The 24,956-nt window shown below is 52.4% G+C and carries 19 protein-coding genes; 10 read left to right on the top strand and 9 right to left on the bottom strand.

The annotated features are described in order from the left end of the window. Positions 1-16 precede the first annotated feature (16 nt). From SH527x_RS15490 to SH527x_RS15470, 5 genes are all read right to left on the bottom strand, one after another. A complete protein-coding gene (locus tag SH527x_RS15490) occupies positions 17-1,600 on the bottom strand; it encodes a recombinase family protein (protein WP_437191587.1) in 1,584 nt (527 codons plus the stop codon). Between the two features lie 77 nt (positions 1,601-1,677). Beyond that, complete coding sequence (locus tag SH527x_RS15485; protein WP_437191586.1) at positions 1,678-2,160, bottom strand: winged helix-turn-helix domain-containing protein; 483 nt, start codon at positions 2,158-2,160, stop codon at positions 1,678-1,680. Positions 2,161-2,835: 675 nt separating this feature from the next. Further along, positions 2,836-3,033 carry a hypothetical protein gene (locus SH527x_RS15480; RefSeq protein ID WP_437191585.1) on the bottom strand — a complete coding sequence of 66 codons (198 nt, stop codon included), beginning with the start codon at positions 3,031-3,033 and terminating at the stop codon, positions 2,836-2,838. A gap of 28 nt (positions 3,034-3,061) precedes the next feature. Further along, entirely contained in the window at positions 3,062-3,694 is a 633-nt protein-coding gene (locus SH527x_RS15475) for an ISAs1 family transposase (protein WP_437191584.1), read from the bottom strand. After that, positions 3,651-4,328: an ISAs1 family transposase gene (locus SH527x_RS15470; RefSeq protein ID WP_437191583.1), complete on the bottom strand. Its 678-nt coding sequence runs from the start codon at positions 4,326-4,328 to the stop codon at positions 3,651-3,653. Before SH527x_RS15470 ends, SH527x_RS15475 begins: the two co-directional genes overlap by 44 nt. A 283-nt stretch (positions 4,329-4,611) precedes the next feature. On the opposite strand from SH527x_RS15470, the gene SH527x_RS15465 reads away from it, so the two are divergent. The 8 genes from SH527x_RS15465 to SH527x_RS15430 all read left to right on the top strand — a co-directional run bounded on the left by SH527x_RS15465 (position 4,612) and on the right by SH527x_RS15430 (position 14,907). After that, positions 4,612-5,706 carry a DUF1559 domain-containing protein gene (locus tag SH527x_RS15465; protein WP_437191582.1) on the top strand — a complete coding sequence of 365 codons (1,095 nt, stop codon included), beginning with the start codon at positions 4,612-4,614 and terminating at the stop codon, positions 5,704-5,706. A 141-nt stretch (positions 5,707-5,847) separates the two neighbouring features. Continuing rightward, on the top strand, positions 5,848-6,948 hold the full coding sequence (locus SH527x_RS15460; protein WP_437191581.1) for a DUF1559 domain-containing protein: 1,101 nt from the start codon (positions 5,848-5,850) through the stop codon (positions 6,946-6,948). 317 nt (positions 6,949-7,265) lie between these two features. After that, positions 7,266-7,664 (top strand): hypothetical protein, encoded by a 399-nt coding sequence (locus tag SH527x_RS15455; protein WP_437191580.1) that lies wholly within the window; start codon positions 7,266-7,268, stop codon positions 7,662-7,664. A 70-nt stretch (positions 7,665-7,734) separates the two neighbouring features. After that, positions 7,735-8,907: a multiheme c-type cytochrome gene (locus SH527x_RS15450; protein WP_437191579.1), complete on the top strand. Its 1,173-nt coding sequence runs from the start codon at positions 7,735-7,737 to the stop codon at positions 8,905-8,907. After that, complete coding sequence (locus SH527x_RS15445; RefSeq protein WP_437191578.1) at positions 8,904-11,237, top strand: DUF1549 and DUF1553 domain-containing protein; 2,334 nt, start codon at positions 8,904-8,906, stop codon at positions 11,235-11,237. The genes SH527x_RS15450 and SH527x_RS15445 overlap by 4 nt, the downstream gene beginning before the upstream one ends. Before the next feature lie 7 nt (positions 11,238-11,244). Beyond that, positions 11,245-12,645 (top strand): DUF1501 domain-containing protein, encoded by a 1,401-nt coding sequence (locus tag SH527x_RS15440; protein ID WP_437191577.1) that lies wholly within the window; start codon positions 11,245-11,247, stop codon positions 12,643-12,645. Continuing rightward, positions 12,642-13,685 carry a hypothetical protein gene (locus SH527x_RS15435; RefSeq protein WP_437191576.1) on the top strand — a complete coding sequence of 348 codons (1,044 nt, stop codon included), beginning with the start codon at positions 12,642-12,644 and terminating at the stop codon, positions 13,683-13,685. The genes SH527x_RS15440 and SH527x_RS15435 overlap by 4 nt, the downstream gene beginning before the upstream one ends. A gap of 328 nt (positions 13,686-14,013) precedes the next feature. Continuing rightward, positions 14,014-14,907 carry a tetratricopeptide repeat protein gene (locus tag SH527x_RS15430; RefSeq protein ID WP_437191575.1) on the top strand — a complete coding sequence of 298 codons (894 nt, stop codon included), beginning with the start codon at positions 14,014-14,016 and terminating at the stop codon, positions 14,905-14,907. Positions 14,908-15,251: 344 nt separating this feature from the next. Here SH527x_RS15430 and gltS read toward each other — a convergent pair whose 3' ends face one another. The 4 genes from gltS to SH527x_RS15410 form a co-directional block, all read right to left on the bottom strand. Further along, positions 15,252-16,448, bottom strand: a complete 1,197-nt coding sequence (gene gltS / locus SH527x_RS15425) for a sodium/glutamate symporter (protein WP_437194635.1) — start codon at positions 16,446-16,448, stop codon at positions 15,252-15,254. A 327-nt stretch (positions 16,449-16,775) separates the two neighbouring features. Then, entirely contained in the window at positions 16,776-18,149 is a 1,374-nt protein-coding gene (locus SH527x_RS15420; protein WP_437191574.1) for an NAD(P)/FAD-dependent oxidoreductase, read from the bottom strand. A gap of 816 nt (positions 18,150-18,965) precedes the next feature. Beyond that, positions 18,966-19,433 (bottom strand): hypothetical protein, encoded by a 468-nt coding sequence (locus SH527x_RS15415; RefSeq protein WP_437191573.1) that lies wholly within the window; start codon positions 19,431-19,433, stop codon positions 18,966-18,968. A 277-nt stretch (positions 19,434-19,710) separates the two neighbouring features. Beyond that, positions 19,711-20,304 (bottom strand): TetR/AcrR family transcriptional regulator, encoded by a 594-nt coding sequence (locus SH527x_RS15410; RefSeq protein ID WP_437191572.1) that lies wholly within the window; start codon positions 20,302-20,304, stop codon positions 19,711-19,713. Between the two features lie 167 nt (positions 20,305-20,471). On the opposite strand from SH527x_RS15410, the gene SH527x_RS15405 reads away from it, so the two are divergent. Together SH527x_RS15405 and SH527x_RS15400 are read left to right on the top strand one after the other, a co-directional pair. Then, positions 20,472-21,671, top strand: a complete 1,200-nt coding sequence (locus SH527x_RS15405; protein WP_437191571.1) for an efflux RND transporter periplasmic adaptor subunit — start codon at positions 20,472-20,474, stop codon at positions 21,669-21,671. A 59-nt stretch (positions 21,672-21,730) separates the two neighbouring features. Then, complete coding sequence (locus SH527x_RS15400; RefSeq protein ID WP_437191570.1) at positions 21,731-24,904, top strand: multidrug efflux RND transporter permease subunit; 3,174 nt, start codon at positions 21,731-21,733, stop codon at positions 24,902-24,904. The last annotated feature ends 52 nt before the right edge of the window (positions 24,905-24,956 follow it).

The raw sequence follows: 24,956 nt of genomic DNA, 5'->3' as shown, positions 1-24,956 counted from the left end.
GGATCAAAGTTTCTGTTCATGCGGCCACCTGAATTCGCCTGCGGGCTGAAAGAGAAGTGAAGTAGTCCAAAGACTCGAACTGGTACGTGTCCAGCAAAACTCCATTTGATTCGCACAAGAGAAGGTGCGAGGAGGGAATGTCCATAACCGGCAACAAGTAGTAATCCACAGGGCACTCGTTCGCCTCATCCATACGCACCAGAATGGTGATATCGGGAATAACTCGATCCTGAAAATTCACTTTCCATCGGAGTGCCCCCAATGATGTTTGTCGGCATCGTGACAATACGACATTGGCGCTATACTCACTATTCACGATAAGAAACCCCGTCATCTGGTCTCTTGTGACTGTAGCTCCGACACCCGTCAATCTTTCAACGAGGTTGCCTAGCAGGGGCGGTCTCGCTTCACGAAGTCGTCGATTGATCTCGACATACTCAAAATCGCGGTCCGGAAGATATCCAATTCTTTGATAGGCATTGATCAGGGTCCCAAAGCGGGTACGGTAGGCATGACTCGGCGGCATCCCTTCCGAACGATCAATCAAATGAGCAGAGAGATTGAAATTGCTGTCCACCAACTTTCGAAGCTTCTCCAACATCTCTTCGTCTGAAACCCTTCGATTCCGTTCTTGGAGAATGCCCTTGGCTGTGAAATATTGCTCTGGAGCGACGACCGCCGGAAATGCGCCTTCTTTTCTGATCCAGATGTCTGGAGCATTTTGAACATGCTTCTTCTTGAGCTTGAAAGAAGTCCGGTTGAAGACGTTGTTGCCAATGTACTTTTCATTGGTCAGAATTTGGCGGATCGTTCCCCGGTTCCAAGCTCGTCCCAAATCTGTACGGACACCTTCCGAATTGAGGAGAGCAGCAATCTCCGATTCAGGCATCTGTCTTTCAATGAAAAGCTGATAAATCCTGTGAACGACTGCTACTTCTTCTGCCGGACCGGGAACCAGAACGACACGGTCTGTTTGAAGACTTTTGTACTCGCCTCGCTGCAATTCTGCTTTTGGTTCTCCTGCATGGCTGATCAGAAGTCGCCGGAGACCGAACCCAGGTGCCCCACCTTGGCGATATCCGAGTTCAATCAGCCTGCACTGACCTTTGAAGACTTTGGAAGAGAGTTCACGGCTGTACTCGCCTGCCATTGCCCGTTTGACACTCTTAATGATCGTGGACGTAGGTCTACCATCGTTTTCAAACTGTTCAGCGCAGTAGTGAACTTCGATTCCCGTGCGTTTGCAGAGATATTCGTAATACGCGCTTTCATCGGCGTCCTGAAATCTTCCCCAGCGACTTACGTCGTAGACCAGAATTGCATCGAATCCCGGTGCGCCAGCCTGCACGTCAGCAATCAGCTTCTGCAGTGAATCACGTCCTGAAAAACTCAATCCGCTTTTCCCCTCATCTGCATAGGTACGAACGATCTCGTATCCTCGGCGCGCAGCATATTCCCGGATCACATCCTCCTGATTCGATGTGGAATACTGCTGATGCTCGGTCGACATGCGGACGTACTGCGCAACCCGAATTGGCCTATCTGTCTTTGGAATCGTCACCTTGCCCCCATTCGTAGAACACGTTGCGTCAATTTTCATTTCTGTTTTGGAATCATCTCAAACAGAAATGTGATTGCGATGGGGGTTTCGATGTGAAATGGATGTGATCGGCTACTTCATACTTTGAGACGCGATCGATCAAAGAAGAATCCGTAATGTCCTGAGGCTCGATGTCCATCAATCGCATTGGAGATGATTTCCAGACCAGCAGCGCGTAAGCGGGACCGCAACTCCTTTACAAGGCTTCGAACCGTTGAGACTTCCCTGTCATCCTTCCAGACATCTCGCAGAAGTTCATTGATACTGATGCACCGATTGGGCTGACTCATAAGCCGTTCGATAAATCGGAGCATCAACGTCGTCCCCAAATGGCACTGCTTCCCACGAAAGACGATACACATCGTGTTTCGATCAATTACGGGCCAGTTGTGAGACGGCGCAGTGGGAACAGCCAATGGAAGAGTTTGAGATCGCTCCAACTTTTCGAACTCGGCCTGAAGCAATGAAATGGACTCTTCAAGCAGGCTCATTGTGAGTGAATGGTTGTGGGCCAAGCGTTTTAGGTTTTCATAGATTTGCAGATGCTTTGAATCTTGCATGGGATACTCCGAATGAACCGGGTATGGAAATGATAGTCTCCACCAGCAATTTCAAAATGCGCCGGAGACGAGACTTCAAGCAAGACTCAGAGTGTGATCTGTGTTGAAAAATTGCACTGCAATGCAGCTGGTGCCAATCTTCCGGGGCAGGAGATGCAAAAAACGCAATCCTGATACCATCAATCCGCGACCGCTTCCGTCAGAGACAAATCACCGCCGAGGAACCTGTGACCAAACGAGGCTACGCATTCATCCCGCTCCCGGCATTCTCCACGATCTCCGCGAGTGTCCCTTCGGTGTCGGGCGCCACGCACTGATCTGGGACAGCACTTTGCCGACGGCATCCCGCAGGGTAATTGAGACGGGATTGATTAGAGTGAAGTCGTAGTCCGGAGGCGATACTATAGCCGTTTGCGGAATAGGTGATGTGATCGTGGTCGTCGTAGACCTTTCAGGTCGCCTGGCGGATGGTGGTGGCGGGCTTTCGCAGACTGTCAGGTCGACTGAATGCGGATTTTCAGGGGCGGGAGGATCCTAAAACAAGTGGTGATCTCCCACCTTCGCCTCAAAATCAGGGCAAAAATAGCCTCCCCAGCAGTTTACTGAGGTTGCTCCCGGCAGCGGCCAGCACAGCGTTGATCGCGTCTTCAGGCAGTCCTCTCAGGAAGCAGCGTCTCATTCGATGCTCCTGTTTGAGATGTCCGACTTGGGGTCGGTCGCACTCCGACGCTTGCGGCGTTTCTTCACAGTTCTGGTCAGGTGAAGGGAAGAACTGCCGGAAATGTGAATCGTCGCTGAACCTTCGTAGCCGTGACCGCGATACCCTTCGTCCACAAACGCCGCCTGCACTGGCAGGCCCGTCGTCGCTGCCACATTCACCAATGTTGAAGAGAGCGTGTGACTATCGTAAGGACCCCCTTCGCACACCTGCACACCGACGATCCAGTTCCCCCGGGTGCTCGTCGCCAATGCCACCTTCTGGCCGAACTCGTAGCGATTGTGGGCTTTCCCCTTGCTGATGCAGACGACTTCGGGTTCGTGCAGGCTGTAGAGCTTGCCCTTTTCGGTCGGCTGTTGAGCCAGGCGAAATTCTCCCGCGCGTGCTGATCCCGGATGCGGGAGCGTCTTCCCGGTACGTCACATCCAGGCTCCAGTGGCTCCGCACCGCTCGGGCGAACTGCTTCACTCCCAATCCTAAGCTGCTGAGATAATAATGAGTCTCGACTGTTTCTTTCCCATTGCGCAGACAGATGCTGATGACCAAGCCAATCGTCTTCAAGCCTTTCCAATGGCTCGCACCTGGCAAGGCTGCCGGAACCGGCAGCTGGATGTAGGTCCGTGTCTCTTTGCGCCCGTATCCTTTGTCTTGTGTGGTGTGTGTGCGAGCCGTCACGTTCGCAAAGTCGGTCTGGATCTGCTGGTCAACGTCGTCGACCACCGCGTCATGCAAACTTTCCTGGTTTCCTTTGAGCGCCAGCACATAATCGGCTTTATTCTCGACAATCTGGGCGGCAATCGCCTTTTGCGTTCCCATGGCATCGATGGTGATCGATCGCTCCGCTGATATCCACCAGCTTCAATAATTCGGGAATGGTGGTGATTTCATTGGATTTTTCAGCGCAGGCAACCTGTCCCAGGCTCAGGCCCCATTCGCTGGCCCAGACGCTGACTGCGTGCATCGCGCTCAGGCCATTGCGGTGATCATGGCTGCGGCGGGCCGTCTTTCCATCAATCGCCACGATCGGTTGATCGACTTCGCTGGCGGTCTGTGCCGCTGCTTTGAGCGCTGATAGCCAGCCGACGAATCCGGCCTGGAACGCTTCGGGATTGAGTCCGGCCAGTACACGTCGAAACACATCCTTACCAGGCACGCCGAACGGTAAGTTGAAGGATTGTGCTAAGAACTCCTCTTTGAGTGCAGCCCATTTCACGATGGCTGTGGGCCCCGAAGCGCCCGCCAAGATTGCCAGGATCGCAATCACCACGACGCTCTCCAAGGGATGCTGCCGGTTCACGCTGGAACGAGGATCCTCCAGCGGTGCAAAGTCGCCGACCACCTCGTCCAATCCGACTGAGACTTCTCTCGCCATGGCTTGCACTCCCTGCTCGATCAACTCCGAATCCAAAACGAGCAAGATACCGCAGAACCACAACTGGGCGCAAATCACCCCGACTTTCCAAAGCTACCCAAAGTTCGCGCCAGCCATGGAAAAAAAACCAGGATAATTGCAATTCACACTTTATTAACAATGCGCTTACGATTGATTCACAAGACACGGCTAATCTTTCTTCCGAGTCGTACTTGGAATGCTCCTCTATTGTGACTTATGAGAGAGGGGCTCGCTGGTCTCAGGGAGCGATAGGGCTATCTCCCAATAAGAAGAGACGGGTATCCACGAGGCAGATTGACCTCATCTGACAGCGATTCTTTCTCTTATAGAAGTGATCCCAATGAGACAGAACAGAAGAACTTCCGATAGTCGCCAAGCGCTTCGTCAGGGGTTTACTCTGATTGAACTACTGGTCGTGATTGCAATTATCGCAATTTTGGTGGCTCTGCTGTTGCCTGCTGTTCAATCAGCAAGAGAGGCAGCCCGCAGAACTCAATGCAAAAACAATCTGAAGCAAATCGGCCTTGCTCTGCACAATCACGCTGACGCACACGGAGCATTCCCGCCTGGTTATGTTTGCTACGACGAAACCGCCAATCGATTCAAAGTCGGTGGATGGCAGGACACTGTGAATGAAATCGGATTCTCCTGGTTGCCGATGTTGTTGCCTTATGTGGAACAGATGGGACTCTGGCAGAATGTTAGTGACTGCCATGACAGCCGTGTTGATGTTCACGAGCACAATCCATCCGACGACTGTGAATATCATGCCAAATTCGGACATGTCGGTCGGAAAACTCCAGAATTCCTGCAGTGCCCAAGCAACCCAACTCCTTCCCTGCTGTTCAGCGGAATGTCCTTGGAATCACTTTCAAAAGGAAACTATGCCGCAAGCTGGGGATCTGGAAACATGCTTTCCTGGGAGTCGACTGCAACCGTTGGAGCGTTCGCTTGCCATTTCGTAAACCAGAACAAAATCGTCAAGGGACTGGGAGGCTCAGGCGACCGGTTTCAGCATAGCATGGGAACCCGCATCGCCGACATCACCGATGGAACAAGCAACACTGTCGCCGTGAGCGAAGTTGCGGCAACGGATGGAATGTCAGGAACAAGCAGCCGTGATGTTCGCGGAGTCTGGTTTAATCCAGGAATGGGAGCGTCCGTCTTTTCAGGTGCCCGTGTTCCGAATGCTCGTATTCCAGACGTGATTCCTTCGTGCGACACATCCATTCCAGATAACTCTCAACCTTATCTGAAGTGCCAGGAAAATACCACCACCGCAGACGTCTTTGCTGCAAGTCGCAGCTTCCATACTGGTGGTGTGAATTCCCTGCTCTGCGACGGGTCTGTTCGTTTCTTCGCCGAAAACATCGACAACACAACCTGGATGTCTCTCAACACTCGCCAGAATGGCGAAAATATCGGTGAGTTCTAAATTAGTACTCCTTCATAATCTGTCTGACAACGTCACTGTGATATCCGGATCGCGAAGCTGAACCAGAACAGGGTTGGGTTAGGCCTAATCCAATATTCCGCTTTAATTTTGTTGTAGCGCTACAATAATGGGAGTCTTGACATGAAAATGAACCGCCAGCGAATGCTGAATTCGGGTTCTGTTCGACGTGGATTTACATTAATCGAATTGCTCGTGGTCATTGCGATCATTGCGATTCTGATTGCATTGCTACTTCCTGCCGTTCAACAGGCCCGGGAAGCCGCTCGACGATCTCAGTGCAAAAATAATCTCAAACAGATTGGTCTCGCATTGCACAATCATCTTGATACTCATGGCAGCTTCCCACCAGGATATGTCTGCTATGACGAAAATGCGAACCGCTACAAGGTCGGCGGCTGGCAGGATGACGTCAATGAAATCGGGTTCTCATGGTTGCCGATGCTGCTTCCGTTCGTGGAAGAATTCGGACGCTGGACCAACGTATCGGATTGCAATAAAGAATGGATCTCCAGCGGGTCGAGCAATCCTTGCGATCACTGTGAATCGCAAGCACACCTGGGCCATGTTGGTCGAGAATCAATGTCCTTCATTCAGTGTCCAAGTAATCCCCGCGTCCGTAAAATGTTCGGCGGAGCGATCAGCCTTGAAGCACTGGCAAAAGGGAATTACGCAGCAAGTTGGGGATCAGGAAACATGCTTTCCTGGGAGTCAAACACAACCGCTGGGGCATTTGGTTGCTATTTTGTTCCTCAAGAGAAAATTGCTCCTGCTCTGGGAGGGTCGGCAGACCGATTCCAACAGAATAAAGGAAGCAGGGCTGCTGACATTTCCGATGGGATGAGTAATACGATTGCCATCAGCGAAGTGATCTCTACCGACGGAACCAGCACAGCTTCATCCAGCCCTGACATTCGCGGAGTGTGGTTCAGCCCGGGGATGGGAGCGAGTATCTTTACGGGTGCCCGGACTCCGAATTCACAATTGGCAGACGTCATCCCAGCATGTGACACAACAATTCCAGACACAGCCCGTCCGTATCTGAAATGTACCTCTAATAACTCTACTCCCGACGTGTTTGCTGCGGCTCGTAGTCACCACACAGGCGGCGTGCAGGCGGCGATGTGCGATGGATCAGTACGATTTGTCAGCGACAACATCAGCAACATTATCTGGAGTGGACTTAACACTCGTGGAAACAACGAAGTGATTAGTGAATTCTAATCCCGTTGTATCTCACCTGGCCGTGTAGTCCGCCTTCTCGTTAAAAAACATGTACTGATGAACTCACTGCGAGCAGACAAATCATGTCTACTCGCAGTGTTCAGACAGTCATAAGATTCGAGCGATCATGCCACTGGGGGATACGGGGCCTGAGGGCCCCTTCCTTATTCATCCCTCTTGATTCAGAGTCAGGTTGCCGGCACTGAGACTGTGTTGTCTGTGCTAATCGTCAACCAGTCCACGAATCATTATTTAGTAACATTCTCAGAGAGACGCCAAAGCTCTCTCTGCATAAAATTCAAAGTTAAAGGTGCCTCATGAAGTTGGTTTGTGCAATTGCCTTGTTGATTCTTTCTGTCTCGTTCAGTGGATGCGGCGGTGCAACCGAAGCGGGATCTTCCGAGTCAGACAAAGTTGTTGCTGCAGTCATGTGCCTGAATGATCGAGCCATGGACGAAGGAGATTTCAAAACAGCTTTTGTCGACGGCGCAGCTCCCAAGAACCGAGCCGACTATTTCAGTTCCGCAATTGAAGTGGTCAGCGCTCCCAGTCTGTCTGGCAATGAAGCCACGATTTCAGTCAATGTCTCTCAAGGAAACTCCAATTCCGAAGGAGGCAAAGGACTGAAAGCAACGAAAATCGGAAGCGGCGAAGTTACCTGGAAACTGAAGAAAGAAGAATCAGAATGGAAACTCACGGAAGCCCCGCTTCCGTAATGAAAATGGAACTCTGAAGAACGGGAGCGGCGAGATTCGTCGCTCTATCTTTAGCTCTCGCGGTGACGGTGTGAAGCGGTTGATATTACTCATTCTCTGTGGCGTCGCTGGAATTGCGGCTGCCACCTTGCGTTCGCGATCCAAGGTTCCTTCTGATAATCCGATTGAAGTCGATCCATCTTCTCAATTGACGCAGTGGACTCAGTTCCTGGATGAACAGTTCGCAGGAGACCATTCCTGCTGCGAATGTCATCAGAAAGAATTTGAAGCACATCAACGTTCCGGGCATTCTCATACTGCCACTCGTATGGAACAAACCGAACTGGCACAGTTTCTCAGCGGGACGCAGTTTAAAGATCCACGCCGTTCTTTAGTGTATGAATTCGAGAATCGGCCTGAAGGTTTCTTTGTCGGAGTTCAGGGAGCTGATTCAAAGCCAATCTTTCCTGTTCACTGGCTGCTGGGATCAGGGCTTCACGCACAAACTCCAATTTCTATTGATCCTGTTTCTGGTAAAGGACTGGAGTTTCGTTGGACCTGGTTTAATCAGGAAGAGAAACTGTCGGTCACTCCAGACCATGAACGGTTTGACGATTTCCCCCCCCGTTCCACGGAAGTCTTTGGTCGCCCTATGGACGGGAAGCAGGCGCTCGCCTGCCTGTCGTGTCATGCCACGATCGTTCCTCCAGCCAATTTACCTCCTCTTCGTGAAACCGTGATCGCCAACGTCAGTTGTGAACGTTGCCATGGTCCGCGGAAAAATCACGTGGAACTGGCCAAATCCGGACGTGCTCATGAAGCTCCTCCGTTGCTGACTTATCGCGATCCGGAGCAATCGATTCAACAGTGCGCTCAATGCCATCGCGACGAATCGCAGGTTTCCCCCGACACGGCCGCGAATGTTCTTGTTCGCTTTCAACCGTATGGAATGAAGAAAAGCCGCTGCTATTTGGAGAGCGGAAAAACGATGACTTGCATGACGTGCCATGATCCGCACGACCAAACATCAAAAGATCGCACTCAATACAATACGACTTGCCTTCAGTGCCATCAGGGACCTCAACAAACACCCTGCCCCCAGTCTCCGGCTGGCGACTGCGTCAGTTGTCACATGCCTGCCGTCGAATGGCGTTCCGGGATTCAATTCCATGACCATTGGATTCGAGTTCTAAAGAATGACGGGAAACCTGACGATTCCAGTCGTAATTCCCCGACGTCTTCAGCACAGGAAAAGCGACCGTGAAAGTCCTGTGGGGTTCATGTGGACTAATTGCGATTGGGGCATTTTTGTGCTTCCACTTCCTGGATGCCGCCCCCTTCGAGCGTATCACGAATCCTCAGATGCCCCCGGTTTCAGCGGGAAAATCGATGGTGGAGAAGCCTGCTTCAACACAGGAAATTCCAGAGCTGCCGGACATTGTCGACTACAACTCTCAACTGATTCCGTCGATAACACTGCATTGTTTGCCCTGCCATAGTAACGACGAAACTGAGGGTTCATTAACGAGTTCCATCAGTTTAGAAGTGGCATTGGAGCGTTGGAAAGACTTCGCTCAAAGTCATTCCCAATTGCCTGAATCATGTGGACCGCCACCTACTTCCGACGCCGTCCTGCAAACTTGGGATCTTCTTGTCAAATGGTGTCACGAAGGGGCTTATATTCCCCAACCAGAACCTCAAACGGGAAACGACTGGAGTTCTGACGAGCGGAATCACTGGGGATTTCAGCCGCTTTCCAGACCTGCGATTCCACCGCCGGATTCAGAGAGACAATGTCGTAATCCAATCGACAATTTCATTCAGAAGCGACTGCGAGAATGCAACATTGTCCCGGTTGAGCGAGCCAACAATCGGCATCTCATCCGGCGTTTAAGTTATGCCTTGACTGGTCTTCCACCTCAGAATTCTTTGTACAATCAGTACAACAACACTGATGACAATAAATTAGATATTCTGGTTGAAGAGCTTTTAGACGATCCCGGGTATGGTGAGCATTGGGCACGGTACTGGCTGGATGTCGCACGATATGCTGACACCAACGGGTATGAACATGATGGTGAAAAGCCGCTTGTCTGGCAGTATCGGGATTTTGTCATCAGAGCTTTTAACGACGATCTTCCCTATGACCAGTTCTTCGTTCGCCAGATTGCCGGCGACCTTGTTCCGTCGCCATCGAACGATGATTACATCGCTTCAGGGTTCCTTCGACTCGGAGTCTGGGACAGCGAGCCAGATGAACCACTTCGAGACCGTTATGACCAGATCAACGAGATCGTGGAAGCAACCTCTTTTGCATTTCTCGGGCTCAGCATTCTATGTGCCCGTTGTCATGATCATCCGAGCGAACCGATCACTTCGAACGACTATTATCAGTTCGCGGCACTGTTTGATCGACTAAATCGAACTGTGAATGGACGTCTGGAGATTTCTGTTCCGTCAGCATCGAAATCAATGCTGCAGCAGGATGCAGAAAAGCGTCTGCAAGTTCAGCAACTCCAAAGGCAGGCCATCACAGAGAACAGTGAACATCGAGCAAAGGAGTTCCGACATCGAGCTGAAAATATCGAGAAGACACTCACTCGTGACATGGCCTACAGATTTCAACACCTTCCGGATCAGAAGAATTCTTCACGACTGCTGCGTTCCGGCAACCCTGAAAGCCCTGGTCAGTTCGTAACCCCGGGCGTTCCATCTATTCTGATCAGATCCGCAGAGCGAGCTTCTGTTCAGAACCGCCTCGATTTTGCAAACTGGCTGGTTGCAAAGAACCCCGGTTTACTCGCACGTGTTCTGGTAAACCGTGTCTGGTACTGGCATTTCGGGCGGGGGCTGACATCTACACCGGGAACAATCGGCCTGAGCGGAAGTGCTCCAAGTCATCCGGAACTTCTGGAGTGGTTGTCCTGCTGGTTCGTCGAGGAAGCAAACTGGTCAATCAAAAAATTGCATCGTCTGATCGTCCACAGTGCAGCTTATCGAATGGCAGTCCCCTCCCAGAGTCTTTCCGCACGGGCCGAACTTTTTGGTGAGTTTTCATTCAGGAAGTTGCGAGCTGAAGAAATTTACGACTCAATGCATCAGGTGTCTGGAGTGCTGTCACGCCGACAGTTTGGTCCCTCGGACCAGCCAATGTTTTCATCGCTTCACCACGCGATGGTGCCGGACGTGGCATCACAAGGAGTAAGGACCTCTGAACATCGACGAGCGATTTATCAACTTGTTAAACGCACATTGCCTCATCCGTTTCTGGAACCGTTCCAGTTTCCGGACAGTACACAAGGCTGCGTAACGCGAACGGATGTCAGTAATCCAATTCAGGCAGCCACGCTCTGGGAAGGGACTGAAGCTGACGCTTGTGCCACAGCACTGGCTGAAAGGCTTCTGCAACGCGGAGACAATGTCACATCGGACCAGCAAATTCAGGCTGCGTATCAACAGATTTTGGATCGGTTTCCCAGCGAGCACGAGATGAAGTTGAGTCGTCAATTTCTAGATTCCGGAGAGAACAGTGAGAGACTGAAGCAATTCTGCCTCATTCTCTTTAACCTCCACGAATTCAGTTACGTCAAGTAGGTGAGTTATGAATTGGGAACACGTCTTGACGGGGGGAGAACAGGATCGGCGGCAGTTTCTGGGTGGAATGTGCGGTCTGCTTTCTATGGCCAGCCTGCTTTCACCAACCTTTGCCGTTGCGGAAGACTTGCGTCGTCCGAAACAACGAATCAAGCGAGTCATTTTCCTTTTCATGAATGGTGGCCCCAGTCAAATCGACACCTTTGACCCCAAACCGAACCTGAGCCATTACGATGGAACAGACTATGCTGGTCCTATAAAAATCAGCTCCGGAACACGAGTCTCTGGGAAACTCTGCAAATCTGAATTTCAGTTTCACAAATGTGGCGAAAGTGGAATCGAAATCAGTGAGTTGTTCCCTGAACTCAGTCGAAATGCGGATGACCTGTGCGTAATTCGATCAATGCAGACAACGTCATCTCTTCACGCAGGTGCTTTACTGGAGATGAACACCGGGCGATTTCAACAGGGGGGTGCAAGTCTGGGCGCCTGGATAGACTACGGCTTAGGACATTCACCTGATTCACTCCCTTCGTTCGTCGTGATGCTTGACCCGCGTGGTGGGCCAATCAATGGGCAGGGGAACTGGTCAACTGGTGCTCTGCCTGTGACACCGGCAACCCGAATTCACTCCACTTCTTCTCCCTTTCCTTCTCCCAGTCGAAAGCAGGAATCTTCGGAGAATGAGAAGCAGATGAGACAACTCTTGAATGAGCTGAATCAGGAGTTTGAAAGCACCGCAGGATCTCGGCTTGCATTTGAGCAGCGCAATCTCAGCTATCATGTTTCGTGGAAAATGAGGGATGTCGCGGCGGAGACGGGGGATCTGAGCCAGGAAACAGATGCGACCCGGCAGGCTTATGGCTTGGACAATCCGGTCACCAGTGAATTCGGCTCGCGATGTCTGCTGGCCCGCCGGATGATTGAAAGAGGAAGCCGCTTCATTCAGATCTACTCTGGAGGGGGAGCACAGAAAGATACTTGGGATGCACACACCGGAAACGGAGAACGTCATCGCAAGTTTGCAGGGGAAACCGATCGCCCCATTGCCGCATTACTGAACGACCTGAAACAACGTGGTCTGTGGGAAGAGACTGTTGTTGTCTGGGGAGGCGAATTCGGGCGAACTCCGACAATTGAATATCAATCAAACGGAAGGGATCACAATCCCTATGGGTTCTCAATGTGGCTTGCCGGAGGACCTGTTCGAGGAGGCACAGTGATTGGAGCAACAGACGAACTTGGACTGAAGGCAGTTGAAACGCCGCTTCAGGTGGCCGATCTGCACGCCACTCTTCTCCATCTGCTGGGGATCGATTACACCAAGCTGGTCCATAATCAGAACGGAATTAGTATTAATTTAACAGGAACAACTCCCTGCCGTGTTATCACCGAGGTGTTGTTATGAGTTCCAGAGCCAGTCATCTCAATCCTTCACCCGCACCTCTTGCGAGTCAAGTGGAGCAGGTTGCTGACCGGCGAAGCTGGTGGTCATCCGGTTACCTGCTCTCGCCATCACTTGATCTGTTGTTTATAGCGAATCTCTACTGGCCACTCCTGTTTCTGTTTGCCAGCCCAGCGAATCTGGCATCGCATCAAAGCCTTTTGTTCTGGCAGGTTTATTTTGTGACGGCACCGCATCGCTGGATCACTCTGATCCTGATCGCGTGCGACCGCCAGAAAACGATTGGCCGAGAAGGAATAGTGATTGGGGTGGCAGTACTCGTTGTCTTCGGCTGCCTGCTCTGGCGACTGAATTCCAGCGCACTCGTTTGTCTGGGGCTGATCGATTACTGCTGGAACGCCTGGCATTTTGCATCGCAGCATCATGGAATCTATCGGATCTATGAACGAAATCAGCAACCGCGCCTCACCTTCTCTCAATCACTGATCGAGAAGTATGTTTATCGCTTTTTCCTCCTCTATGTCATTGCCAGAGTCTCTGGAATGGGCTGGAGCCAAAGTGACCGGTCTGGCTTAGGGGCCTTGCAGCACTTTGACTACGCAGTGGCCTTCATTCCAGTCGCGTTCATGCTCAGACAAACGTGGCGAGTGGTTCAGGGGGGAAGCGTGTGGAGCCTTCTGTATCTGACGAGCGCCTGTACTCTTTATGGGGCCATGCTCTACACGTCACACATGGAATGGCAAAGACTGACCGTTCAGTTCGCATTCTGCTCAGCGGTGTTTCATGCCGTAGAATATCTGTCTGTTGTCACTTGGGCATCAAGTTCAGAGAAGAATCGACAGCGTCTCGATCTGTGGGGGAAGCTGACCCGAAGCTGGGGGGCCTTTCTCGCATTCTTTATTCTCTTTATCGGAATTACGAATTACGTCATTGCTAGGGGACACGAAGAAACATGGATTCTCGTCAACCTGATGGCCGCATTCTTGCATTACGGCTATGACGGCATGATCTGGAAAACAAATCGCAAACTTCGATCAGCATAATTCTCTGATCACAGCATTTATAAATCCAATGTCGCTCGCTGACTCTTCAATATCTCAAACTCGCTACCGCCTCCTCATGGCCGTAGGTCTTCTTACAGTCTCGCTGATACCAATAGTTGTCCCTGGAGTTATCCCTTATTGGTTTGGGAGAACGGATCTCTACGGAGTCAGTCTCGTTTGTGCAATTTGCATAACGATACAGGTTTACCGACTTCCGACTCACAAAACCGCACGAGTGATTTTGGGAGCGACATCTCTAATTTTCGGATTGCTTGTCCTGATTTCATTAAGTCAAAGTGATTCCGTCCACACTCTCTCGAAGTACGTGATGGCGACGTTGCTTCTGATCGCTTCGTTCCTGATCGGCCCGGCCCTGACAGGCTCTTTGATTCGTAAGTCGACAACAGATAAGGCAAAACCGAACATGCTGATCACGGTCCTCACGATGATCGGAATTCTTGCGATTCCTTTTCTCTACTCTGACTCTCTCAGGCGTTCGACAGAAGAAGCTCTGGCGGAATCACTCTCGTCTCAACGGTATTATAAGAGCCTGCAGGAAGCAGAACTCCTGAGCACACTTGCCCCGAGTGCTAAAGTTCTCGAGATCCCTGTTGCGAGATTGAAAACCGAGTTGGCTCAACAAGTGACGATGCTAGAGACATCTCTTTCTGCGGGATTATCATCAACACCCCGATCTGTAGCCCATGCAGGGCAACAGGTGACTGCACTGATGCAGCTCGATCGAAATCAGGAAGCACTGAAACTACTGAAGGAAATCAGCTCGCAAGAAGCAGCCCCTCCCCAAGTGCTGGATTTCAGCGGTCTCTGCTGCCAGCGACTCTCGCGCTGGGAGGAAAGTCGGGACTGGTATCGTCAATCGAGGCAATTTTGGGCAACGCAACCGGAAAGCTCAATGCAGCGTCAAGCTTTGATCAGTGCGTATAAAGGAATTGCTTTCGCGGAACGGCAACTTGAAAATTCGTCAGCAGCAGAACAGGCATATCTTTCAGTTCTGAAGCTGGAGCCAAACGCAGACATTCATTTTTTACTGGCTCGATTATACGACCAACAGGAACGGACGACAGAGGCTCGAGAACATGCAACTCTGGCCATGACATTGAATCCAGCCCGATACGGCCAGGAAGCACAATCACTTCTGCGTCGAGCGTCACTCTCTCATTTCGGTTGTTCGCAGTTCGTCACACCCCTTCACTTCAATTAACGTAACAACGCTGACGCTGTGTCCCTTCAGTGATTAACCCCAGTTCTGAGAATCGGACCACTCAAGAGTTTAATACGAATTCCTCAAGGGCTCAGTCAGCGTTAACAGTTGGAATCCATCCGAAAAGGGGTCTTGCGGTGAATTTGTGCTTACGAGGATGTTACCGTAGAGGATGGATAAGTGAAACAGCCCAGTCGTTCCCGGCGGCGGCGAGCCGAATCGCATCACGTTTCGCACGCAGGCGATACACGACCTTGGGATAGTCAGTTCTCTGCTGTGATATCGTCGTCTTTGTCGTCAAACCTCGTTGGCTTCTCAGATTCCGCTCAACGTTCAATCTGGGACTATAGGAGAAATATCGAAATGGCCAGCACGTTCACCAGATCGATGAAGAATCCGCAGACCAGAGGAACGACGATGAACGCGCGGTGAGCTGCTCCATACTGTTGGGCGACAGCGGTCATGTTGGCAATGGCCGTGGTTGTCGAACCAAGAGTGATTCCTCCGAAGCCTGCTGAGATGACTGCTGCCTCATAGTCTCGTCCCATGGCAGGAAAGACGATGAAGACAATGTAGAGGACCGTCAGCAGCACCTGGACAAGCAGAACAGTAACGATGAAAAGAAAGACACCCTGAAGCTCCCAGAGTCGGAGGCTCATCAATGCCATTGTCAGGAACAGCCCCAGTGAGAGGTCGGAGATGAGGGCCAGCCCGTTACCGATGCCCGGCCAGATACGGTAGAGCGTGTTGCCGACGGCGAGAGGAGTCAGATTACGGATCAGGATCCCTGCGAGCAGGCAACTCACAAACGCGGGTAACGTCACACCTGCCGCTTCGATCAAACGATGCAGGCCAATTCCAAGCATGACGGTCAAATTGAGCGCCAGAATCGCCCAGAGGATGCAGAAGTAATCCATCCGCATCTGGCTTTTGGTATGAGACGCACCAATATCGAGTTCCGGATCGGCAGAGTACGGGATCGCATCTCTTTTGATCAGGAATGTTGCAATTGGTCCACCGATGATGCAGGCCGCGATCAGCCCAACCGTGTTGGCAGCAATGCCAATCTCCAGGGCGTTAGAAATGCCATGATGTTCGACAAAAATGGGAGCCCAGGCGAGCGTCGTTCCAACGCCACCGGTCAGGGAGATTGATCCCGCCATCAAGCCTGCCTTGGGATCGAGCCCGAACACGAAAGCGATTCCCATTCCAACAAAATTCTGGAGCGCAATGAAAATCGCTGCCAGACCAATCAGGATGGTCAGCGCCTTCCCTCCCTTCATCAATGTTCTGACATCCGAACTGAGGCCGATTCCTCCAAAAAAGATCAGGAGCAAAAAATCCCGCACCTCAAGTTCAAACTGAATTTTTCTTCCAAATGCAAAGTAAGTCATCCCGACAACGACAGCGCACAGGAAACCACCCGCGACCGGTTCTGGAATGGAATATTTCCGGAGAACGGTGACGTTCATTGTCAGAATCTTGCCACAAATGAGGAGAATGATGGCAAGATTGAACGACAGAAAGGCATCAACCTGAATCAAGACATCGCTTCCTTCGCACGGTTAAAGCGGAGTTGCAAATGATCAATAAGGAGTTCTGTAAATCCTGATGAATCCAAAGAATTTAAAGCCTGAGCGTGACATTACAAAGACCAAGGTGATTCAGGCCATGCGACCGACGGTGCGGCAGAAGCGGCGGCGAGAAATTCCTAAGAACGCAGCTTCGATCAGAGCCAGCAAGAGGAACCGCGGCCAGACGTCATCAATTCCTGCTCCGCGATATCCTCGCAGTCGATATTCCTGTTCATCGTCAATTTCAATGGGCTTCTCACTTTTGTGGTCGCGACATGATTTCTCTCCTGTCGTTCATGCTGTATTTCCAGAATCCGACGAAGCTTTGGAGTGTTCCGTCGTTTTCTGAACGTCATGCGGCAACGAGACAAAGCCGATGGACCGCGGGGCTTCAATTTCCAACTCTGCCTGACCAGTAATCAAGCGAACATCGCGGGTGTTGAAGAGCCAGTTCCAGAACCAGCTTGCCAGCACTTGCAGCCGGTTTCGAAACCCGACCAGAAAGGCGACATGAATGACTCCCCAGACGATCCATGCCGAGAATCCGCCAAATTTGAAACGTCCAATCTGCGCCACGGCGTGGGATTTGCCGATGATCGCCATTGATCCCTTGTCGCGATAGCAGAAAGGTCGGCGTTCACTGGAAGTGGTCTGTCCGGCGATTTCAGCGGCCAGAAGTTTTCCCACATACTGGCCCATTTGCAGCCCTCCCTGAGCGACGCCGGGAACAGGTTTCTGCGTGTCAGCGGAAATGGCAGCAGCCATATCGCCGATCACGAAGACTTCCGGGTGACCGGGAATCGTTAAATCTGGTCCGACAAGTACCCGACCACTTCGGTCTACAGGAACTCCGAGCATTCGTCCCAAAGGACTCGCCTGGACTCCAGCAGCCCAGAAAACATTCCTGACCGGAATGAACTCATCATCGACGAACACCCCCTTTGCTGTCACGTTCGTCACCGGTGAATTCAGACGGATCTCGACCCCCATTCGCGTCAAATCCCGTTCGGCCCGCTGGCTCAACTCGGGAGTGAATTGGGGAAGAACCCGGTCTCCTCCTTGAAAGAGAATCACTCGCGTGGTTCGTGTATCGATATTCCGATAATCTTTTGGCAACGTCTGTCCGGCAATTTCCTTAATCGCCCCCGCCAGTTCCACGCCAGTTGGCCCCGCCCCAACAATGGCAAAGGTCAAGGCTGCCCGGCGGGCCTCTTCACTTCCTTCATATTCCGCCGACTCGTAAGCCAACAAGATGCGGCGGCGCAGTTCGATGGCATCCTCCAGACTTTTGAGCCCCGGCGCGAAGGGGGCCCATTCGTCGTTCCCGAAATAGGCATGAGTCGCTCCTGCGGCCAAAATCAGGTAATCGTAGGGGGCATATCCTCTGCGGACGTAAAGGCGCTTTTGCGACACATCGATTGCGGTGACTTCGGCCAATCCGATCTGACAATTGGCCTGGTTCCGGAGAATGGAGCGGATCGGGGCACTGATGTCTCCCGGCGAAAGCGAGGCAGTGGCGACCTGATAAAGCAAAGGTTGAAACACGTGGTGGTTTTTGCGATCAATGATGGCAACATCCGCACGGGTTCTGGCTAACCCTTTAGCGGCAGCGAGTCCGGCAAAGCCACCGCCGACGATGAAAATCTGGGGACGTGGTAATGAAGACAATCGCGTTCTCCCGTTGCGATGCGGTTCTCTCGGCTCGCTGAGATTGGAATCGAGTTGACACCAGAAGTCCAACCTTAAAAGTAAACTGGCTGGTGTGCCAACTATCGTCCAATCACAAATCCTGTCAAGTGGAGTATGAATCAGATGATTTCAATTCAAGCCTTCCGAAACAGTGATGATTCGGGCAGAGGTGACCTTCTGAAGAGGCATTCTCGATGTCCCGCTTCGACGATGTTTGTGTGACTGCCAGCAGGCCGTCGAACCAGCAAAGTCTATCCGGCTAATGACTCACATACATTATTTAGGCGTGCTCAAATTCAAATACTTCCCATATATTGCGGGCTTCGGACAACTCTTCGAAACCTGCGGGACACATTTCAACCAGCGGTTGAAAACAGGAAAACAGAGTTTTGGGATGCTCTTGGGATAGTAATTATCTGGGTAGCAATTGGGCGTCGGACAAGGAAGTTTGAGACAGGGCTTGGGACAGTAGTTGTCAGGATCGCATGTTGGACTGCCCGTGACACTGGGGAGCGGTTTGCTGCAATAATCATCAGGACAACATTGCGGCACGCATTGTTTTGCTTTGCCTCCATTGTGTGAATCCATGATGACATCGGAGCAGCGTTCGCTCGCCTGAAGAGTCTGGGACATCACGACGATGGCTGACAGGATCAAGAGAATGCTCTGTTGAGGGGGGCTTTGCACGGGAGTACTCATCATTCCTCCTCCTGAATTCCGGGAACGAGAGGAACCAGGGGCATCGCCGGTTCTGGTAATGGGATCGGGTTCGTGTCTTCTCCAAGAACAACGATTTCAACATCTGCTGATGTCCAATCGAATTTCCCAGCCTCCTCCCAGTGCCCGGTACAGATCGACGAGGCTTCGAGCAGCGTTCCCGCGGGCTCCCGCCAGCGATTCTTGTTGCGACAGGAGAAGTTGTTGAACGGTGAGCAACCGTTTGAAGTCCCCCAGAAGCTCTTGAGACTGCGGGAATAGTTGTCCGGCGACCACTCCGCGTTGAGCCTGAGCTTCGGCAACACGAAATCCCGCCTCACGCAGTGTGAGATTCTGTTGATACGACGTCTGAATCAGGTTGTCCAATATTGGATCCTGAAAGACTTGCCGCCAGGACTGAAGACTGGTTGATTCGCTGGAGATCTTGGAATTCTGAGAGTCAATCCAATCGTCGGCGACAGGAGCGGCGGGCCGCCTGTGGTTGGGGCCAACTTTGAATCCATTCCCAACATACTCCCGAACACTCGTGCATCCAACGGTGTTCATGCAAACCAGCAGCAGGCGCGTTGAGAAGGGTCTGATGCCACAGGTCCTCCATGACCAAGCCGCCTGATGTGATCGAGTTGGGCAGAGAGCTTGAGTTCGATCCGACGAGGCGGTCATATTTCCCGGGCGGACTCGCCTGTTTGTAAACTGTCTGGTTTACTTTTTGGAGAATGTCGTGAAAGAAGTTCAGCGGGAAGGGCGAGAGATCAACTTCCGTGCGGAGTGAGCAATCGATTATTCCAATTACTCTCATTTTACCTTGAAGAAATTTCAGGCATTATCTGACAACATAGTGGTCCAGAAACATGGCGACTGCTGAGTGAATGACGTCCTTCTGCTGCCTGGGGGTTAACGGAGGTTCGCTGCCGAGAATTTGCGGCCAGAATGCAAAAGTATTGATCAATCCCTGAAACTGACGGGCCGCAATTCGGGGATCGGACGGCTTTAATCTTCCGGATTTCTGAACATTCTTGATCCAGTTGATCAAGGCCTGTTCTCCCGGTTTGGTATCCCCCAGGAGTTGTTGGGAGAGTTCCGGAGTCTGAAGAAATCGCGGAAGAATGACGCGAGCCAGGTCTTTTAACTCCTCTGAACTCGTCATCTCAGCATACATCTGGCCGATGTTTCGCAGTTGGGGCTCGAGGGGCTGGTGAGGGTCATAAGGAAACTGATCCAAGTCCTCGCACCGGGACTTCAGTCGTTCGACGATTGCAGCGAACAAATTCTCCTTGCTGGGAAAATGGTTGTAAACCGTCCGTTTTGAGACCTTCGCAACTTCCGAAATACGGTCCATGCTGGTGTTCTCAAAACCAGAAGACCCGAATTGCTGGACGGCAGCATCCAGAATCGACTCCCGTTTGCGATCTGACATTCGGACCTTCACAACTTCTCCCATGCCCACTTATCTTTACACTTTTCAGTTTACTTTGTACGATTCGCAAAAGTAAACTCGAAAGTGTAATTACCTGTCGTCCATTGGAGTGTTTCTGATTTTCATGCAGAGGCCTCTCCGAACTGTCGCCTGTGGATTCAACCTTAATGAATGAGCTAACTCCCCGAAAGGCTGTCTCGTCCCTGACCGGCCATCTCGTGCGTCGAGGTCTGCCGCTGCTGGTTCTGGGGGGAGTTCTGGTAGTGGCCTACTACTACCTGCAACATGGTGAGCACAACCCCGCGCATCAGGCAGGGACTGCACCTCCTCCTGCGCCACTTCCCGTCACGGTGATGACAACACGGGAAGAAACCGTCCCCATTCTGGCCCGTTTTCTCGGTCAGACGGAAGCCTCTCAGGTGGTCGAAATCCGAGCCCGCGTCGCTGGCCACATCGTGGATCGAACTTTTCAGGAAGGGGAACTGGTGCAACAGGGACAGAAGCTGTTCCAGATTGACTCTCGTCCTATTGAAGTGGAGCTGCTGCAAGCCCGCGCCCGATTGGCCAGTTCGGAAGCGGTGCTGAGTCAGGCCACTCTCAATCTGAAACGAAATCAACAACTGGCGCGCGATCAGGCCACGTCACAGGCTTCTCTGGAAGGGACACAAGCGGATCATCAGGTGGCACTGGCCAATGTCGAACTTCAGAAAGCACTCATTGCCGCTGCGGAACTGGAGTTAACATACACCTCCATTGAAGCTCCCGTGACCGGACGGATCGGTCAGGTCCTTAAAGATGTGGGAAACTACATCGGAGCGGGAGGAAGTGACCCTCTGGTCACGATTCAGAAGATTGACCCGATGTATGTCCGCTTCCCGGTGACCGAACAGGAGATGTTGCGATTCCGGCGCCAGATTGCAGAGGGAGACATTGTCACCCCCGCCACGGAAGATCTGGAACTGGAAATCACACTTGCCGATGGCAGTCTCTATGCCCACAAAGGGAAGATCAATTTTCAGGATGTCAAAATTGACCAGCTCACCGGCACGATGGTTGTGCGGGGAAGCGTTCCCAACAGCGATGGCAGTCTTGTTCCCGGACAGTTCATTCACACAACAGTCTTGGGGCCACAACGGGTGAACGTGATTCGTGTGCCTCAATCGGCGGTCCTTCAATCTCCGGTTGGAGCGAGCGTGTATGTCGTCAATGGAGAAAACACCGTCGAAGCTCGTCCGGTGACCTTGGGAGAGTGGTCAGGAAAAGATCAGTGGATTATTGAACGCGGGCTCAAAGTCGGTGAGCAGATCATTTTGGATCGATTGATGATGCTACGGCCAGGGGCTCCGGTGATCCCGACTCCTCGTTGATTTTTTGCGAAGCCGTGTGATTCCTTCCGGTCTTCTCCCTTTTTCTAAAGCCGTTCCCCATGCTCTCCCGTTTTTTCATCGATCGTCCGGTCTTCTCGATTGTCCTGTCGTTGCTCATTATCATCGCCGGGGCGGTTTCGATTGCGGTTCTCCCGATTGAACGCTACCCGGAGATTACTCCGCCGCAGGTTCAGATCAACGCCGTTTACCCCGGAGCCGATGCCCAGACTCTGGCGGAATCAGTCGCTGCCCCCATTGAACAGCAATTGAGCGGGATCAAGAACCTGATCTACTTCAGTTCGCAGAACAGCAACGACGGTTCCTGCAAAATCACGGTGACGTTCGAAATCGGAACCGATCAGGACATGGCGGCGGTGGAAGTCCAGAATCGGCTAGCCATCGCACAACCGAAACTGCCGCAGGAGGTTGTGCGAAACGGCGTCACGGTCGTCAAAGCCTCCAGCAGTATTCTGGGACTGGTTGCTTTGGAAGCGACGGACGACACCATCGACGACCTCTATCTGAGCAACTATGCGACCATCAATCTGCTGGATCGTATTAAACGAGTGACGGGTGTCGGAGACGCAACCGTCTTCGGAAACCGGGACTACTCCATGCGGATCTGGATTGATCCCGACCGCTTGGCATTGAAGGGAATGACTGTTTCTGATGTGGCGGTCGCCCTTCGTGATCAGAACGCCGTGTTTCCCGCCGGGATGATTGGTCAACGACCCACCGAGGAAGAAATCGAACTGACCCTTCCGGTCCTCACCCGGGGACGACTCAGTGAAGTGGCTGACTATGAGAACGTGATTCTCCGCGCGATGCCGGATGGGGCCATTGTCCGACTGAAAGACGTCGCCCGAATTGAACTGGGAGCCCAGAACTACAATCTCATCAGTCGACTCGACGGCAAGCCGACAACACTGATGATGATCAATCTGCAAAGTGGAGCGAATGCCCTCAGTACGATGCAGTTGGTTCAGGACACCATGACAGAAGCGGCCCGTGACTTTCCGGCAGGAATTACCTGGAGCATCCCGTTTGACACGACCACATTCGTGAGTGACTCCGTGGAAAAAGTGGTTCATACGCTGCTGGAAGCGATTGTTCTCGTGATCGTGGTGGTTTACGTCTTCCTGCAGTCGTGGCGAGCGACGCTGATTCCCCTTCTCGCTGTTCCGGTCGCCGTCATCGGGACCTTTGCCGGAATGCTTCTCCTCGGTTTTTCAATCAACACACTCACGTTGTTTGGTCTGGTCTTGGCGATCGGCATTGTGGTGGATGACGCCATCGTGGTGGTGGAGAACGTGGAACGTCTGATGCACGACGAGCATCTGTCTCCCTATGCGGCGACACTCAAGGCGATGGAACAGGTCACCGGCCCCGTCATCGCGATTGTGCTGGTGTTGTCCGCCGTGTTCGTGCCGGTCGCGTTTCTCGGCGGGTTCACCGGACAGATGTACAAACAATTCGCTGTGACGATTGCCCTGTCGGTCGCCATCTCCGGACTGGTCGCTCTCACACTCAGTCCGGCCTTGGCGGCACTCCTGCTGAAGCCGGCACACGGAAAGAAGAACCTGTTCTTTCGGGCGTTCGACAAGATGTTCGACTGGATCACGCTGGGGTATACCGCTGGAGTGAAACTGGCCATTCGTGGAGCGCTGGTCACACTGCTAATGTTCGGTGGACTCTGTTACCTGACGTATCGCCTGAGTGGCATCGTTCCAGCCGGATTCCTTCCGGATGAAGATCAAGGCTACGTTCTGGGAATCGTACTCCTTCCGGATGGGTCCTCACTAGATAAAACACAGAAGGTGATCCAGAAAGGGGAAGAGTTCTTCAGTCAGCATCCCGCCGTTGACAACGTTGTGGGGCTGGTGGGATACGACGTCCTGGGGGGAGGAGCCGCCAGTACGAATGCGGGAGTGTTGTTTGTCCGACTGAAAGATTTCGAGCATCGCAAAAAGCCGGAACTTTCTGCAGCGTCACTGATCGCGGATTCCAGGACGTTAACAGGTTCGGTAACGGAAGGACTGATTTTGACTCTCAACCCGCCTCCGATTCAGGGGCTCGGTCAGCGGGCTGGATTTACGATCGAAGTACAGCAACGGGGGGGAGGAACGGTTGCTGAACTGGCGGATGCGACGAACAAGTTTCTCGCAGCCGCCGGTCAGCATCCGGACCTCACCGGCCTGAACGCCACGCTTCGTGTCACTCTGCCTCAGGTTTTTGTGGACCTCAACCGGGAAAAAACCCGGATGATGGGTGTTCGGCTGGCAGATGTCTTCGAGCCGATGCAGGCGTACTTCGGAGCGCTCTACGTCAACGACTTCAATCGTTTCGGTCGCATCTGGCGCGTGCAACTTCAGGCCGAACCCAGTGTCCGCAGCAAACCGACAGATATTGAACGGATCTACGTTCGTAACAGTTCCGGGCAAATGGTCCCGTTGTCTGCCATTATGGATATGAAGTTTCAGGCAGGACCGAACATTGTCAGTCGGTATAACGGATACTCAGCGGTGGAAATCACTGGTGCTCCCGCCGTCGGCAAAAGCAGCGGTGAAGCGATGAACACCATTCGTCAGCTTGCCGCAGAACATCTTCCCCCCGGATATGGGCTTGAATGGAGCGGGGCGTCCTATCAGGAAATCAAGGCCGGAAACCAGGCTCCCATGGTGCTGGCGTTCGGGTTGCTGGTCGTCTTTCTCGTGCTCGCCGCCCAGTATGAACGATGGACGCTTCCGGTTGCGGTGCTACTGGCCGTTCCTCTGGCGGTTCTTGGTGCTCTTGTGGCTGTTTATCTCCGAAACTTCACACAGGATATCTACTTTCAAATCGGCTTGCTCACGCTGGTTGGTCTTTCGGCCAAGAACGCCATCTTGATTGTGGAATTCTGTGTGGCGTTGAGAAAAGAGGGAATGGGAATTGTCGAGGCGGCTGTCGAAGCGGCGAAACTTCGATTCCGTCCCATCGTCATGACATCACTGGCATTCATTCTGGGAGTTGTTCCGCTCGCCATTGCCACCGGGGCAGGCGCGGCCGGACGACAGTCGCTGGGAACAGGGGTGGTGGGCGGAATGCTGTCCGCCACATTCCTCGCGATCTTCTTTATTCCCTTATTCTATGTCCTGATTCAGAAAATGGCCGAGTTTTTCTCCGGAAAACGGGCCATCGATCCCAGTGCCACCGACGTGGTGCACTCGCCAGAGAATGCTGTGACACGTGCGTAGAAAACGTGTTTGAGGGAGTGCCTCGGTTCAAAAGTGAAAGCCCTCGACCAGA

It is taken from the genome of Planctomicrobium limosum, from assembly GCF_051465645.1.
Lineage (GTDB): Bacteria > Planctomycetota > Planctomycetia > Planctomycetales > Planctomycetaceae > Planctomicrobium.
Note: the sequence above shows the minus strand (reverse complement) of the source record. Positions and strands in the feature narration are given on the sequence as shown.